This is a genomic window from Pantoea sp. M_10, from assembly GCF_008631515.1.
Lineage (GTDB): Bacteria > Pseudomonadota > Gammaproteobacteria > Enterobacterales > Enterobacteriaceae > Pantoea > Pantoea anthophila.
On the sequence record NZ_VWUL01000005.1, the window covers coordinates 1 to 15603 of the forward strand.

A 15603-nucleotide genomic window follows, 5' to 3' on the forward strand; every position below is an offset into this window, starting at 1 on the left:
GAGAGGCCCGAAGGTCCCCCTCTTTGGTCTTGCGACGTTATGCGGTATTAGCCACCGTTTCCAGTGGTTATCCCCCTCTATCGGGCAGATCCCCAGACATTACTCACCCGTCCGCCACTCGTCACCCAAGGAGCAAGCTCCTCTGTGCTACCGTCCGACTTGCATGTGTTAGGCCTGCCGCCAGCGTTCAATCTGAGCCATGATCAAACTCTTCAATTTAAAGTTTGATTTGCTGAAACGAGTTCAGCGGTGCTCATCTGTAAAACGTCATAATGAATTTCATTATGTGTTCACTCGTGAGGCTTTGATATTTTTGTGCGTCCAAAGACGCTGATATCAATCCTGCGAGTGCCCACACAGATTGTCTGATAAATTGTTAAAGAGCAGTGCGAACAGTGCGTTAGCGTCCTGTCGCGAGGTGGCGTATATTACGCTTTCCTCCTTCAGAGTCAACCTCTTTTTTCAGAAGTTTTTTCTCCGGCGGCTCAGTCTCCTGAACCTCTCAACACCGCATTCCGTAAGCCGTTGTGCCGTGTCGATGGAGGCGCATTATAGGGAGCGGTTCAGATAGCGCAAGTGCAAATGAAAACTTTTTTACCGACCGTTCACTTTGCGCTCAATTCGCTGCCTTATTAAACAAAACTCAGGTGAAAGGGCATAAAAAAACGGGCCAGAGGCCCGTTTTTATCTCGCAGGATTACTGATGAGCTGTAATCACATCGTTTTCCACATCCATCTGGATCGTTTTGCCCGGCACCAGTGAACCAGAAAGGATCTGCTGTGCCAGCGGGTTTTCGATCTGCTGCTGTATCGCCCGTTTCAGCGGACGCGCACCATAGACCGGATCGTAGCCATTCTCCGCCAGCAACCGCAGAGCCTCATCGGAGATATGCAACTGATAGCCCCGCTCCTCCAGACGGTGATACAGCCGCTGCAGCTGAATCTGAGCAATAGAGGCAATATGTTTCTCAGCCAGCGGATGGAACACCACGACCTCATCAATACGGTTGATGAATTCAGGACGGAAGTGCTGGCCAACCACACCCATCACAATCTCTTTCATTTCCGGATAGCCGAGATCGCCGAACCGCTCCTGAATTAAATCTGACCCAAGGTTAGAGGTCATGATCACCACGCTGTTACGGAAATCGACCGTTCTGCCCTGCCCATCCGTCAGGCGTCCATCATCCAGCACCTGCAGCAGAATGTTAAAGACATCAGGATGCGCCTTTTCAACCTCATCCAGCAGGATGACGGAGTAAGGACGACGGCGTACTGCTTCAGTCAGATAACCGCCCTCTTCATAACCGACATAGCCCGGAGGGGCACCCACCAGCCGTGACACCGAATGTTTTTCCATGAATTCGGACATGTCGATACGCACCATGGCATCGTCACTGTCGAACAGGAAGTTAGCCAGCGATTTACACAGCTCGGTCTTACCTACACCGGTCGGCCCCAGGAACAGGAACGAACCGATAGGACGGTTAGGATCCGACAGACCGGCACGGCTGCGACGAATCGCATTGGATACCGCCTCAACGGCTTCATCCTGTCCGATAACCCTGCCATGCAGCTCCTGCTCCATCCGCAACAGCTTATCGCGCTCACCTTCCATCATTCGTGCTACCGGGATACCGGTCCAGCGGGCCAGCACATCGGCAATCTCCACATCTGTTACCCGGTTACGCAGTAACTTCATGGTTTTGCCTTCCGCCTGGGTGGCTGCAGCTAACTGTTTTTCCAGGGCAGGAATTTTACCGTACTGCAGCTCTGACATCTGAGCGAGATCGCCCTGACGACGGGCCTGCTCTAAATTGAGACGCGCCTGCTCCAGTTCAGCTTTGATGTTCTGCGTGCCGGATAATGAGGCTTTCTCGGTTTTCCACTCATCTTCAAGCTCGGCATACTCCCGCTCTTTCTGATTCAGCTCGCTCTCCAGCATCTCAAGGCGTTTGATGCTGGCATCATCGGCCTCTTTCTTCAGTGCCTGCTGCTCAAGCTTCAGCTGAATGATGCGACGCTCCAGACGATCCAGTGACTCCGGCTTCGAGTCCATCTGCATACGAATGCTGGATGCCGCCTCGTCGATCAGGTCAATCGCCTTGTCAGGCAGCTGCCGGTCCGCAATGTAACGATGAGAGAGCGTTGCAGCCGCGACGATCGCCGGGTCAGTGATCTGCACATGATGATGCAGTTCATAACGCTCTTTCAGGCCGCGCAGAATGGCGATGGTATCTTCGACACTCGGTTCCGCCACAAAGACTTTCTGGAAACGGCGCTCCAGCGCAGCATCTTTTTCAATATATTGCCGGTACTCATCCAGCGTAGTGGCACCGACACAGTGCAGCTCGCCACGCGCCAGCGCGGGTTTAAGCATATTGCCGGCATCCATCGCGCCGTCAGCTTTACCGGCACCGACCATCGTATGCAGCTCGTCGATGAACAGAATGACGTTACCTTCCTGCTTCGACAGATCGCTCAGCACCCCTTTCAGGCGCTCTTCGAATTCACCGCGATATTTAGCACCGGCCACCAGCGCACCCATATCCAGCGCCAGAACCCGCCGGCCTTTCAGACCTTCAGGCACTTCGCCATTGATAATGCGCTGCGCCAGCCCTTCAACAATCGCTGTTTTACCCACGCCGGGTTCACCAATCAGCACCGGGTTATTTTTGGTACGGCGCTGCAACACCTGGATGGTGCGACGGATCTCTTCATCACGGCCGATAACCGGATCGAGTTTGCCCTTCTCGGCGCGCTCGGTCAGATCGATGGTATATTTCTTCAGTGCCTGGCGCTGATCTTCAGCCCCCTGATCGTTCACGTTGTCTCCTCCCCGCATTTGTTCAATCGCACTGGTGATTTTTTCGCGAGTGGCACCTGCCGCTTTGAGCAGATCGGCCAGAGAGCCGCGTGATTCCAGGGCAGCCAGAACAAATAATTCAGATGAAATAAAGTTGTCGTTGCGCTTCTGCGCCAGTTTGTCGCACAGGTTTAATACCCGGACGAGGTCAGATGAGGGTTGAACATCCCCTTCACTGCCTTCAACCTGCGGCAGGCGGTCAATGGCCTGCTCAACCTGCGCGCGAAAAGGTGTCACGTCGACACCGGCCGACGTCAGTAAAGGCGAAACCGATCCGCCTTCCTGTTTGAGCAATGCGCTCATCAGGTGCAGAGGTTCAATAAATTGGTTGTCGTGTCCCAGAGCCAGGGACTGCGCGTCGGCGAGAGCCAGCTGAAATTTGTTGGTAAGACGATCCAGACGCATAATTCCTCCCATTACAGGTCAAAATGCTACTGGAGATTAAATGAGGTCATCCCTCAAATTTTCAAGGTTAATGACCTGAGATTTGAGTAAAAAATACGCTAACTGGACCGTCTTATCGCGTAAGGTTATAACAGCCAGATCAAAGTTGCCATACGCCCGGTGATCCCATCGCGGCGGAAAGAGAAGAAATCGTCACGCTGTGTAAAGGTACAGCGACTGTCGGCGCTGATAGAACGGACGCCTGCAGCCTGCAGTCGCCTGCGCGCCAGCAGCCAGATATTGGCGTAGAATCGCTCTCCAGATGGATGAAAAGCCTGTCCGGCGTGGGGGTCCTGAGCCACAAAGGCGTCGCGCACTTCGGCACCGACCTTAAACGCATCAGGGCCGATTGCCGGCCCCAGCCAGGCATGAATCTGATCGGGAGGCGATCCGAACTGCGCCAGGGTATTTTCCAGAACGCCCGCACAGAGGCCACGCCAGCCGGCATGCGCGGCCGCCACTTCAGCACCGTCCTGCGAACAGAACAGCACCGGCAGACAGTCAGCCGTCATAATGGCGCAGACCACGCCAGGCTCGGAGGTAATGCAGGCATCAGCGCGTAATGGCGTCTCTCCGCCCTCAGCCAGACGCACGACGCCGGTGCCGTGCACCTGATCCAGCCACTGTGGCATCGCAGGCAACCCCGCCTCATCAACCAGCAACTGACGGTTACGCGCAACCGCGCCGGGATTATCCCCCACGTGCCCGCCCAGGTTAAGCGTATCCCACGGGGAATCACTGACTCCGCCCTGGCGGCGGGTTGAGCAGGCCCGGACACGCGCCGGTGCGGGCCATTGAGGAATAATCAGATCCATTACCAGTCCATCTGGTCTTTAAATTCTGCGGTGTCTGCTTTTAACGCCGCAATCAGATCGACCATGTCCTGCGGGATGGCCGCATGAAACTCCATTTCAATACCGCTGATAGGATGGTAAAGACGCAGCATCGTAGCGTGCAGCGCCTGACGGTCGAAGCCCCGTAGCGTAGCGATAAATGCCTCTGAGGCGCCTTTTGGCGGACGCGGGCGACCACCGTAGAGCGGATCGCCCACCAGCGGATGGCTGATGTGCGACATATGAACGCGGATCTGGTGAGTACGCCCGGTTTCCAGACGCAGACGCAGACGCGTGTGCGCACGGAAATGCTCCATGATGCGGTAGTGCGTGACCGCCGGTTTCCCCATCGGGTGTACGGCCATGTGCGTACGTTTGGTGGAGTGACGACTGATCGGCTCTTCGACCGTGCCGCCCGCTGTCATATTACCAATCGCAACGGCTTCATATTCGCGGGTAATTTCACGCCGCTGCAGTGATTCCACCAGATGCGTCTGCGCCGGTACGGTTTTCGCCACGACCATCAGGCCGGTCGTGTCTTTATCCAGGCGGTGTACGATGCCCGCACGAGGCACATCCATGATCGCAGGATAGTGATGAAGCAATGCATTCAGCACCGTGCCATCCGGATTACCGGCACCGGGATGCACCACAAAATCGCGGGGTTTATTGATGACAATGATGTCTTCATCTTCGTAAACGATGTCGAGTGGCAGATTTTGCGGTTCCCAGCGCTGTGCCTCCTCAATCTCAGCGTTAATCGCGACCAGCTCGCCGCCCAACACTTTTTCTTTTGGGGTATCGACCATGACGCCGTTTACCGTCACGCGACGATCGAGGATCCACTCTTTTATGCGTGAACGTGAATAATCAGGGAACAATTCCGCCAAAGTCTGATCTAAGCGTTGTCCGAGTTGTGATTCGGATACCGTTGCGGTGAGTTGAACTTGTTGTGCCATATACAGCTTCTTCGTTAACGTTGGGTTTTCACGGCGATGCCGTTTAATATAATGTGCTATCGTACCTGGTCATTACCGGGAGCTATACGGACAGCTTCCGCCATAACATTTGAGGATAATCACTTCGTCATGACGCGTATGAAACATCTGGTGGCTGCTGCCACACTGAGCCTGGCACTTGTTGGTTGTTCCGGCTCAAATGACGCGGTACCGGACAGCCCGCCTTCTGAAATCTATGCCACAGCGCAGCAAAAGCTGCAGGACGGTAACTTTAAAGCTGCGATTAAGCAACTGGAAGCGCTGGATAATCGTTATCCGTTCGGTCCTTACTCGCAGCAGGTGCAGCTGGATTTAATCTACGCGTACTATAAAAATGCCGATCTGCCTCTGGCACAGGCTGCCATTGCGCGCTTTATGCGCCTCAACCCGACCCATCCGAACATCGACTATGTCATCTATATGAAAGGTCTGACGGATATGGCGCTGGATGATTCAGCACTGCAGGGCTTCTTCGGTATCGATCGTTCTGACCGCGACCCGACGCACGCACGTGATGCTTTCCGTGACTTCTCACAGCTGCTGCGCAGTTACCCGAACAGTCAGTATGCCGCTGACGCGCAGAAACGTCTGGTCTACCTGAAAGATCGCCTGGCCAAATATGAGCTTTCAGTGGCGCAATTCTATACTAAGCGTGAGGCTTATGTCGCGGTTGTTAACCGGGTTGAAGGGATGATGCGTGATTATCCGGATACGCAGGCGACACACGACGCACTGCCGCTGATGGAGAATGCCTACCGCAACCTGCAGCTGAACGCTGAAGCGGATAAAGTGGCGAAAATCATCGCGGCTAACAATAGCTGACAGCAGGCTGCGTTTCAGCCATAAAAAAAGCAGCCGGAAAGGCTGCTTTTTTTTGCTCACAAAACAGTCATAACTGGATCTGAAATCAGCGAGCTAACCCATCAAGAATGCCGGGTTTATCGGTTCGCTTCAAGGTATTTCCGCCCGTTTCTGAGCCTTTCTCACAGATTGTCAAAACTGACAAAAAGTGACATTTTTCCGTGATAGAAATCTCACATTCAGCGCTTTTTCGCGCTATGCTGAGAAGACCAAGACGGAAATGACAGAGAGGTAAGAACGATGATTCTGAACATTACCAGTAAGCAAATGGAAATCACCCCGGCCATCCGAAGCCATGTTGAAGACCGTCTCGCCAAGCTCGAAAAATGGCAAACCGACCTGATTAATCCGCATATTGTTCTGTCGAAAGAGCCCAAAGAATTCGTGGCCGATGCCACCATTAACACCCCAAACGGGACTCTGGTGGCCAGTGCCAAACATGACGATATGTATACCGCGATCAACGACCTGATTGCGAAGCTGGAGCGCCAGCTCAACAAAGTCCAGCACAAGTCTGAAGCACGCCGCGCCAGTGCCAGCGTGAAAGACATCATTCCTGCTGACGAAGCGTCCTGATTTTCTTAACGCGCCTCCGGGCGCGTTTTTTATTGACAGCTTTTAAGCTGTACGGTTACTCTCCCCCTACTCCTTTTGCGGACATTTCCATGAAACATGATCTGTTTTTCTTCGCTTTCTTTTTTACCTTCCCCTGAACGGGAGGCCATTCGTCGTGAGAAAATGAAAGCGAAGACGAACAACCAAGCCTCCCAGCCGGGAGGCTTTTTTTTTGGATAGCATACAGGTGAGCCCTATGAATCCCGACAATCCATTGCTGGCGCTACGCGATAAGATCAGCGCAGTGGATAAAAAACTTCTGACGCTGCTGGCTGAGCGTCGTCTGCTGGCAGTGGAAGTTGCGCAGGCCAAGCTGGCTACACATCGCCCGATTCGGGATGTCGAGCGCGAACGCGCGCTGCTGGAAAATCTGATTGTGCTGGGTAAGGCCCATCACCTGGATGCGCATTATATCACCCGTCTGTTTCAGCTGGTTATTGAAGATTCCGTTCTGACCCAGCAGGCGCTGCTGCAAAAGAACCTCAACCACCCTCATGCCCATGCGGCGCGTATCGCCTTCCTTGGACCCAAAGGCTCTTACTCCCATCTGGCGGCACGCAACTATGCATCGCGCCACTTCGATAATATGGTGGAGTGTGGCTGCCTGAAGTTTCACGACATCATCAAACAGGTCGAAAATGGCGCAGCCGATTACGCCGTCATGCCGATTGAGAACACCAGTTCAGGCTCCATCAATGATGTTTATGACCTGCTGCAGCAGACCAGCCTCTCCATTGTGGGTGAACTGACGCTGCCTATCGACCACTGCGTCCTGGTGAAGGGTAGCAGCGACCTGCAGCAGATAGAGACGGTTTACAGCCATCCTCAGCCGTTCCAGCAGTGCAGCCAGTTTATTAACCGTTTCCCGCACTGGAAAATCGAATATACCGAGAGTACGGCCGCGGCAATGGAAAAGGTCGCAGCGCTCAACTCCCCTGCCGTTGCGGCCCTGGGCAGTGAAGCCGGTGGTGAACTCTATCAGTTGCAGGTGCTGGAGCGGAATCTGGCCAATCAGCAGCAAAACCATACCCGCTTCATCGTGCTGGCGCGTAAGGCGATCGATGTGTCAGATCAGGTGCCAGCCAAAACCACGCTGATCATGGCAACCGGTCAGCAGGCGGGCGCGCTGGTCGATGCGCTGCTGGTACTGCGTCAGCACAACCTGATCATGAGCAAGCTGGAGTCCCGCCCGATTCACGGTAATCCGTGGGAAGAGATGTTCTACATTGATGTGCAGGGCAATCTGCAATCAGAGCGGATGCAGCAGGCGCTGCAGGAATTACAGACAATGACCCGCTCGCTGAAGGTGCTGGGCTGTTATCCCAGCGAGAATGTCGTGCCCGTTGAACCTGCCGAATAGAAAAAAGGCATCCGGAAGGATGCCTTTTTCTTTATGGGCGGCTGTCGTTCGCCGATCGCAGCAGGCTGCGACTCTCAATGAGGAAGCGTCGGGCATGATCGCCAAACCACTGCTCTACGCGATTAAAGCTGGCGATAAACGCCTGTTTGTCACCCTGCTCCAGCAGCGCAATCGCTTCACCAAACCGCTGGTAGTAACGTTTAATCAGCGCCAGATTACTCTCTGAAGACATAATGATATCGGCGTAAAGCTGCGGGTCCTGAGCGAATAACCGCCCGACCATTGCCAGCTCCAGCCGGTAAATCGGTGATGAAAGCGCCAGCAGCTGGTCAAGATTGACGTTCTCTTCGGCTAAATGCAGGCCATAAGCAAAAGTGGCAAAGTGACGCAGCGCCTGGATAAACGCCATGTTCTGATCGTGCTCAACCGCACTGATGCGATGCAGGCGCGCACCCCAGACCTGAATCTGCTCCAGGAACCACTGATACGCCTCCGGCTGCCGGCCATCACACCAGACCACCACCTGTTTCGCCAGGCTGCCACTGTCCGGACCGAACATCGGATGAAGACCCAGCACCGGACCGTTATGGGCGGCCAGCATCGCCTGCAGAGGGCGGTTTTTGACCGACGCCAGATCGACCAGAATGCAGTCGTCTGGCAGAGGGGGTAATTGTGCAATCACCTGTTCAGTCAGGTGAATCGGCACGCTGATGATGACCATACCGGCGTCACGGAGTAAGGTCTCCGCCTGCGGCCAGTCCTCTTTATCCAGCGTTTTCACCGTATAGCCTGACAGGCCGAGCATCTTTTCAAAGAGTCGGCCCATCTGGCCCTTGCCGCCAACGATCACCACCGGACGCAGTGCCGGGCACAGGGTTTTAAAGCCTTTATCATTCTCGCTGGTATAGGATTCGCGCATCACGCGACGCAGCACATCCTCAATCAGATCCGGCGGCACACCGAGCGCTTCAGCCTCTTTGCGACGGGAAGCCAACATTGACGCTTCCCGTTCAGGCACATAGATAGGCAGGCCGTAACGGCTTTTAACTTCCCCTACCTCAGCGACCAGCTCCAGACGTCTGGCCAGCAGATCAAGGAGCGCTTTATCAACACTATCAATTTGATCGCGTAACGCGGTCAGTTCAGCCACCATTCCTCTTATACCTCTTGTGACAGACGCGCCGACAGCACTCCCTTCAGATCCTGATGCATCTCACGCAGCAACGTTTCGGTCACGTCCCAGCTGATGCACGCATCGGTGACGGAAACGCCATATTTCATTTCGCTGCGTGGCAGTTCAGAAGACTGGTTACCCTCATTGATATGGCTTTCCAGCATCAGACCAATGATTGAACGGTTCCCGTCTTTGATCTGGGCGATAGCGGATTCCGCTACGCCAGGCTGACGGCTGTAGTCTTTGTTCGAATTACCATGGCTGCAATCTATCATTAAGGCAGGACGCAGTCCCGCCTTCTGCATCTCTTTTTCACACTGTGCAACATCTTCAGGACCGTAGTTCGGCGCTTTACCACCACGCAGAATCACATGCCCATCCGGGTTGCCCTGCGTCTGCAGCAGGCAGACCTGACCCGCCTGATTAATGCCCACAAAGCGATGCGGCATTGCCGCGGCGCGCATCGCATTGATCGCCGTGCCCAGGCTGCCATCGGTGCCATTTTTAAAGCCTACCGGCATGGAGAGACCCGAAGCCATTTCGCGGTGCGTCTGGGATTCGGTCGTGCGTGCGCCAATGGCGGACCAGCTGAACAGATCACCCAGATATTGCGGGCTGTTTGGATCGAGCGCTTCTGTCGCCAGCGGCAGGCCCATTTCAACCAGGTCCACCAGCAGCTTACGAGCGATGTGCAGACCCGCTTCCATATCGAACGAGTTATCCATGTAAGGATCGTTGATCAGCCCTTTCCAGCCGACGGTGGTACGGGGTTTTTCAAAGTAGACGCGCATAACGATATAGAGCTGATCGCTCAGCTGTTCAGAAAGGGTTTGCAGACGACGCGCATAGTCCAGTGCGACTTCGGTATCGTGAATTGAACAGGGTCCGCATACCACCAGCAGACGCGGATCGCGTCCGGCAATGATGTCAGAGATGGTCTGGCGTGAAGCCGCAACCTGCTCCTGCTGTTCCGGCGTCAGTGGAAACTTCGCTTTCAGCTCTTCAGGTGTAATTAAAACCTGTTCACCGGCGATGTGCACATTGTTCAGCGCGTCTTTTTGCATGATGGCGATCCTTTATCTCGTATTGGCGGTTCTGGACTCCTCGCTGAGGATTGACGTCACTGTATCACAGCCGGTACAGAGCGCAAGATAGAATGTACACATTAATTACCACAGATCAATAACCGCCGCAGGAAGCTATAAATTAATCAATAAAATCATATATATAAAATACAAGACAAAAGAGAGTGCCAGGATTAAAGTGTAATTATATCTTTACACATGCTTTTATTGTTTTTCTTGCCGGCGCAGGCAAAATGAAACGATTAAGGGTTTGCATCCGGGAATGATATGCCTTCATCACCACGCACGACGCATCTGCGACCTTTCCTGTTAAGCGATGTTCCTGCGTTTACCGCTGCGGTGAACGCCTCGCTGGACAGCCTGATCCCCTGGATGGCCTGGGCACATCACGACTATCAGCCGCATGAGGCGGAAAGCTGGATTCGCTTTACCCACTGGCAACGGATGCGGGAAGAAGCTGAAGAGTTTGCGATTGTCGATCAGCACGATCAGCTGCTGGGAGGCGCAGGCGTGCGCTTTGCCCGCCATCCCGGCGCTGCCAGTGCGATTGGCTACTGGGTGCGTAGTGATGTTCAGCGTCAGGGGATTGCGACCCGTGCCGTCGCCACTTTATTGCCGCTGGGGTTTTCACGTCCTGAAACACGGGTGATTGAGATTCTGGTGGCCGAGGATAATCTCGCCAGCAGAGCCGTCGCGGAGAAGTCGGGCGGCGATTTTATTGGCTGTCGTTATGGCCTGATCGTGCTCAATGATGGGCCGGTCAATACCGCGATTTATCATTTTCAGCGGCCAGAGACCGCTTAACGGCAGGCAACAGGACAAAAAAAAGGGGCTGGCAGATGCCAACCCCTTGTTTGCTATTAACTTTCAGATGTCGCGTTAGCGATACCTTAGTTAAGACGCTCTTTAATACGAGCAGACTTACCAGTACGCTCACGCAGGTAGTACAGTTTGGCTTTACGCACAGCGCCACGACGTTTAACAGCGATGCTGTCAATGACCGGCGAGTGAGTCTGGAATACACGCTCAACGCCTTCGCCGTTAGAAATTTTGCGAACAGTGAATGCAGAGTGCAGACCGCGGTTACGAATAGCGATAACCACGCCCTCGAATGCCTGCAGACGTTTTTTAGAACCTTCAACGACCCATACTTTCACTTCCACGGAATCACCCGGGCGGAAGGAAGGTACGTCCTGTTTCATCTGCTCTTGTTCAATTTGCTTGATAATGTTGCTCATAATTAAATCTCATATCCTGGGTAAACTGATAGTCGGGGAAAATTACTCTTCCACATCATCGTTTTGTTGCTGCTGATGTTCCCGCTGGAACTCATTCAGCAACCTTGCTTGCTCTTCAGTCAGAGCCAGGTTTTCCAGAAGTTCAGGTCTTCTTAGCCAGGTACGGCCTAGCGACTGCTTCAGACGCCAGCGGCGAATATCGGCATGGTTACCTGACAGTAAAACTGCCGGGACTTCCACGCCCTCTAACACTTCAGGTCGGGTATAGTGCGGACAATCCAGCAAGCCGTCAGAGAACGAGTCCTCATCGGCTGACGCCTGCTTGCCGAGTACGCCGGGAATAAACCGGGCGACTGCGTCAATCATCGTCATGGCTGGCAGTTCCCCGCCACTGAGAACGTAATCACCGATTGACCATTCTTCATCAATTTCGGCGTGGATTACGCGCTCATCTATCCCTTCATAACGGCCACAGACCAGAATTAACTTGTCTCGTGCCGCCAGTTCGCAAACGCCCTGTTGGTCCAGTTTGCGACCCTGAGGTGAAAGATATATCACCCTGGCGCCATCACCTGCCGCTGCTTTCGCTGCGGAGATGGCATCCCGTAAGGGTTGTACCATCATCAGCATTCCCGGTCCGCCGCCGTAAGGACGATCATCCACGGTACGGTGCCGGTCGTGCGTGAAGTCACGCGGACTCCAGCTTTGAATGCTGAGCAGACCGTTTCTTACAGCCCGGCCAGTTACCCCGTAGTCGGTAATAGCGCGAAACATTTCTGGAAACAGGCTAATAACACCAATCCACATTGTATTCGCCGTTACGTTACCGCTCGATTCGGAGCTCAAAAACCAGGATCCCAATCTACCTCAATGACGCGAGTAGAGAGATCGACTTTCCTGATAACCTGTTCATCAAGAAACGGAATTAACCGCTCCTGAACACCGAATGCATCCTTCAGGTTTGCCTTAACGACGAGAACGTCGTTCGAGCCGGTTTCCATCATATCAATGACTTTGCCCATCTCGTAGCCTTCAAGGTTAACCACCTGGCAGCCCATAAGGTCTTTCCAGTAGTAGTCACCCTCTTCCAGCGATGGCAACTGCGTCGAGTCAACCTGAATTTCGCAATTGGTTAACTGAGCCGCCGCATCCCGATCTTCAATGCCTTTGACTTTGATGATCAGGTCCTGATTGTGGTGCTTCCAACTTTCCAGTTCGACATGCTGCCATTTACCGGCGCGCTGGATGAACCAGGGTTGGTAGCTAAAGATGCTTTCAGCGTCTTCAGTGGAGGAAAACACTTTGAGCCAGCCGCGAATACCGTAGGCGGCTCCCATCTTACCCAATACAATCGGGTTGACAGGAGGCTGTGCGGCAATTTGTCTGCTCATGCTCACCACCGTGACAGATTAAGCTGCTTTCTTAGCTTCTTTGACCAGCGCGTTAACGCGATCAGAAAGCGTTGCGCCCTGGCCAACCCAGTGCTCGATACGATCCATATCCAGACGCAGACCTTCAGCCTGACCAGAAGCGATCGGGTTGAAGAAACCAACGCGCTCGATGAAACGACCGTTGCGTGCATTGCGGCTGTCAGTGACGACGACCTGATAGAACGGACGCTTTTTAGCGCCGTGACGTGCCAAACGAATTGTTACCATAACATCCTCTTCAGTTAATAAAACACCCGGCCCCCATCGAGGAACGGGGTCCGGGTGCTGTATAAAAAGCCCGAAAATTTTACTCATTTTGGCGCAAAAAGCAACCTAAACCGCGTCCTTTCGGGCTTTTTTGTGGAACCCTTAGCGGCCAGGGAATCCTGGCGGCATCATACCTTTCATGCCGCGCATCATTTTCGCCATACCGCCCTTCTTCATCTTCTTCATCATACGCTGCATGTCGTCAAACTGCTTTAATAAGCGGTTAACGTCCTGCACCTGCATGCCGGAGCCGGTGGCGATGCGGCGCTTACGCGAGCCTTTGATGATCTCTGGCTTCTCACGCTCTTTGCGTGTCATCGAGTTGATGATGGCTTCCATGCGCACCAGAACCTTGTCATCCATCTGCGACTTCACGTTGTCAGGCAGCTGTCCCATGCCGGGCAGTTTACCCATCAGGCTGGCCATGCCGCCCATGTTGCGCATCTGCTTCAGCTGCTCAAGGAAGTCGTTGAGATCGAAACCGTCGCCGGTTTTCAGCTTCTTCGCCAGCTTCTCTGCTTTATCGCGGTCAACCTTGCTTTCGATATCTTCGATCAGTGACAGCACGTCACCCATGCCGAGGATGCGTGATGCAATACGGTCCGGATAGAACGGTTCCAGGGCTTCGGTTTTCTCGCCGACACCCATAAATTTAATCGGCTTGCCGGTAATATGACGAATCGACAGCGCCGCACCCCCACGTGCATCACCGTCAACTTTGGTCAGGATCACGCCGGTGAGCGGAAGTGCTTCGTTGAAGGCTTTGGCCGTGTTAGCCGCATCCTGACCGGTCATGGCATCGACCACAAACAGCGTTTCTACCGGATTAATCGCGGCATGAACCTGTTTGATTTCGTCCATCATCGCTTCATCAACGTGCAGACGACCCGCGGTATCCACCAGCAGCACATCGTAGAATTTCAGGCGCGCTTCACGCAGCGCATTGTTGACGATCTCCACCGGCTTCTGGCTGAGGTCAGAGGGGCAGAAATCCACGCCAACCTGCTGCGCCAGCGTTTCCAGCTGTTTGATTGCCGCCGGACGATAAACGTCGGCAGAGACAACCAGCACTTTCTTTTTGTGCTTCTCGCGCAGGAATTTACCCAGCTTACCCACGCTGGTGGTTTTACCGGCACCCTGCAGACCCGCCATCAGCACCACGGCTGGCGGCTGAGCGGCCAGGTCGAGAGCATTGTTTTCTGCCCCCATCGCCGCAACCAATTCGTTACGAACGATTTTGATGAACTCCTGACCCGGCGTCAGGCTTTTGTTCACATCATGGCCTACCGCGCTCTCTTTGACGCGGTTAATGAAGTCACGCACCACCGGCAGCGCAACGTCAGCTTCAAGCAGTGCCATGCGCACTTCACGCAGGGTCTCTTTAATGTTCTCTTCAGTCAGCCTTCCGCGGCCGCTGATGTTTCGCAGGGTTTGCGACAAACGATCGGTTAAATTATCAAACATGGTCTCTCACTTAAAAAGATCGCGAGGCGCCTGATCGGCAGAATGCGGCGGATTATAACACGAAGCCGCCGCGATCTCTGCAATTGCCCCTCAGATCGTTTGGAGCCTGCTGCGGCTGGCGCTATACTGCCTTTTTCCTTATCTGACTGAACCTGAAAGGATCTATGTTCGTTTTCCCGATAGTGGCGCTGTTAGCCTACTCCTTAAGTCTTGCCCTGATCATTCCGAGCCTGCTGAAGCGTAATGGCGGCTGGCGGCGAATGGCGATGCTCTCTGCCTGTGTGGCGCTGGTGACACACGCGGTAGCCCTGCAGCAGCGCATATTTGCGGTTGATAGCGGCCAGAATTTAAGCCTGCTCAACATCGGTTCACTGGTCAGCCTGTTGATCTGCGCCATTATGACCATTGTGGCGTCACGCAACCGCGGCTGGTTGCTGCTGCCGATTGTCTACAGCTTCGCGCTGATCAATCTGGCCTTTGCGACCTTTGTCCCTAATGCCTTCATCACCCACCTGGAAACGACGCCAGGGATGATGATCCATATCGGCCTGTCGCTCTTCGCCTATGCAACGCTGATTATCGCTGCCCTCTATGCGTTGCAGCTGGCATGGATCGATTACCAGTTAAAAAACAAACGCCTGGCGTTTACGCAGGATATGCCGCCGCTGCTGACCATCGAACGCAAGATGTTTCATATCACGCAGGTCGGGGTTGTTCTGTTAACGCTGGTGCTCTGCACCGGTCTGTTCTACATGCAGGATCTTTTCAGCGCCGAAAACGTCGATAAAGCCGTGCTTTCGATTATCGCGTGGTTTGTTTATATCGTTTTGCTCTGGGGACACTATCATGAAGGCTGGCGTGGTCGCCGCGTCGTCTGGTTTAACTGCAGCGGTGCGGTGCTGTTGACCATGGCTTACTTCGGCAGTCGCATCCTGCAGCATCTGCTTGTCCCTGTCTCTCATTAAAAA

16 protein-coding genes, 1 rRNA gene and 1 other annotated feature are annotated in these 15603 nt (G+C 53.9%); of the genes, 6 read left to right on the top strand and 11 right to left on the bottom strand.

Annotated elements, in window-relative coordinates:
* From F3I47_RS14815 to rluD, 4 genes are all read right to left on the bottom strand, one after another.
* Positions 1–219 (bottom strand): 16S ribosomal RNA (locus F3I47_RS14815); the annotation flags it as partial.
* Positions 220–697: 478 nt separating this feature from the next.
* Positions 698–3271 carry an ATP-dependent chaperone ClpB gene (gene clpB / locus F3I47_RS14820; protein WP_150030204.1) on the bottom strand — a complete coding sequence of 858 codons (2574 nt, stop codon included), beginning with the start codon at positions 3269–3271 and terminating at the stop codon, positions 698–700.
* Between the two features lie 125 nt (positions 3272–3396).
* Positions 3397–4125 carry a purine nucleoside phosphorylase YfiH gene (gene yfiH, locus F3I47_RS14825; protein WP_150030203.1) on the bottom strand — a complete coding sequence of 243 codons (729 nt, stop codon included), beginning with the start codon at positions 4123–4125 and terminating at the stop codon, positions 3397–3399.
* Positions 4125–5102: a 23S rRNA pseudouridine(1911/1915/1917) synthase RluD gene (rluD, locus tag F3I47_RS14830; RefSeq protein WP_009086786.1), complete on the bottom strand. Its 978-nt coding sequence runs from the start codon at positions 5100–5102 to the stop codon at positions 4125–4127. The genes yfiH and rluD overlap by 1 nt, the downstream gene beginning before the upstream one ends.
* A 129-nt stretch (positions 5103–5231) precedes the next feature.
* Here rluD and bamD point away from each other — a divergent pair, with 129 nt between their 5' ends.
* The 4 genes from bamD (at position 5232) to pheA (ending at position 7977) form a co-directional block, all read left to right on the top strand.
* Positions 5232–5963, top strand: coding sequence for an outer membrane protein assembly factor BamD (gene bamD / locus F3I47_RS14835; RefSeq protein ID WP_009086788.1), 732 nt, complete (start codon positions 5232–5234; stop codon positions 5961–5963).
* Between the two features lie 279 nt (positions 5964–6242).
* Positions 6243–6578, top strand: a complete 336-nt coding sequence (gene raiA / locus F3I47_RS14840) for a ribosome-associated translation inhibitor RaiA (protein ID WP_009086789.1) — start codon at positions 6243–6245, stop codon at positions 6576–6578.
* 88 nt (positions 6579–6666) lie between these two features.
* Positions 6667–6791, top strand: a sequence feature (Phe leader region).
* The gene (gene pheL, locus F3I47_RS22530; RefSeq protein WP_193387678.1) at positions 6668–6715 is read left to right on the top strand and encodes a pheA operon leader peptide PheL; all 48 of its coding nucleotides are present in this window, start codon (positions 6668–6670) and stop codon (positions 6713–6715) included. Its footprint overlaps the feature before it by 48 nt.
* Before the next feature lie 22 nt (positions 6792–6813).
* Positions 6814–7977: a bifunctional chorismate mutase/prephenate dehydratase gene (gene pheA, locus F3I47_RS14845; protein ID WP_009086794.1), complete on the top strand. Its 1164-nt coding sequence runs from the start codon at positions 6814–6816 to the stop codon at positions 7975–7977.
* Between the two features lie 31 nt (positions 7978–8008).
* Here pheA and tyrA read toward each other — a convergent pair whose 3' ends face one another.
* Both tyrA and F3I47_RS14855 read right to left on the bottom strand, forming a co-directional pair.
* Positions 8009–9130 carry a bifunctional chorismate mutase/prephenate dehydrogenase gene (gene tyrA, locus F3I47_RS14850; RefSeq protein ID WP_009086795.1) on the bottom strand — a complete coding sequence of 374 codons (1122 nt, stop codon included), beginning with the start codon at positions 9128–9130 and terminating at the stop codon, positions 8009–8011.
* 5 nt (positions 9131–9135) lie between these two features.
* The gene (locus F3I47_RS14855; protein ID WP_009086797.1) at positions 9136–10215 is read right to left on the bottom strand and encodes a 3-deoxy-7-phosphoheptulonate synthase; all 1080 of its coding nucleotides are present in this window, start codon (positions 10213–10215) and stop codon (positions 9136–9138) included.
* A gap of 288 nt (positions 10216–10503) precedes the next feature.
* Between F3I47_RS14855 and F3I47_RS14860 the strand changes: the two genes are divergently transcribed.
* A complete protein-coding gene (locus F3I47_RS14860) occupies positions 10504–11040 on the top strand; it encodes a GNAT family N-acetyltransferase (protein ID WP_058958435.1) in 537 nt (178 codons plus the stop codon).
* Between the two features lie 86 nt (positions 11041–11126).
* On the opposite strand, the gene rplS is transcribed toward F3I47_RS14860, so the two are convergent.
* The 5 genes from rplS to ffh all read right to left on the bottom strand — a co-directional run bounded on the left by rplS (position 11127) and on the right by ffh (position 14635).
* Positions 11127–11474 (bottom strand): 50S ribosomal protein L19, encoded by a 348-nt coding sequence (gene rplS, locus F3I47_RS14865; RefSeq protein WP_003849035.1) that lies wholly within the window; start codon positions 11472–11474, stop codon positions 11127–11129.
* 42 nt (positions 11475–11516) lie between these two features.
* Positions 11517–12281, bottom strand: coding sequence for a tRNA (guanosine(37)-N1)-methyltransferase TrmD (gene trmD, locus F3I47_RS14870; RefSeq protein WP_150030202.1), 765 nt, complete (start codon positions 12279–12281; stop codon positions 11517–11519).
* A gap of 35 nt (positions 12282–12316) precedes the next feature.
* Entirely contained in the window at positions 12317–12865 is a 549-nt protein-coding gene (rimM, locus tag F3I47_RS14875) for a ribosome maturation factor RimM (protein WP_009086878.1), read from the bottom strand.
* Positions 12866–12883: 18 nt separating this feature from the next.
* Entirely contained in the window at positions 12884–13132 is a 249-nt protein-coding gene (gene rpsP, locus F3I47_RS14880; RefSeq protein WP_009086880.1) for a 30S ribosomal protein S16, read from the bottom strand.
* 141 nt (positions 13133–13273) lie between these two features.
* Positions 13274–14635 (bottom strand): signal recognition particle protein, encoded by a 1362-nt coding sequence (gene ffh / locus F3I47_RS14885; protein ID WP_009086882.1) that lies wholly within the window; start codon positions 14633–14635, stop codon positions 13274–13276.
* Positions 14636–14799: 164 nt separating this feature from the next.
* On the opposite strand from ffh, the gene F3I47_RS14890 reads away from it, so the two are divergent.
* Positions 14800–15600: an inner membrane protein YpjD gene (locus tag F3I47_RS14890; RefSeq protein WP_009086884.1), complete on the top strand. Its 801-nt coding sequence runs from the start codon at positions 14800–14802 to the stop codon at positions 15598–15600.
* Positions 15601–15603 lie beyond the last annotated feature (3 nt).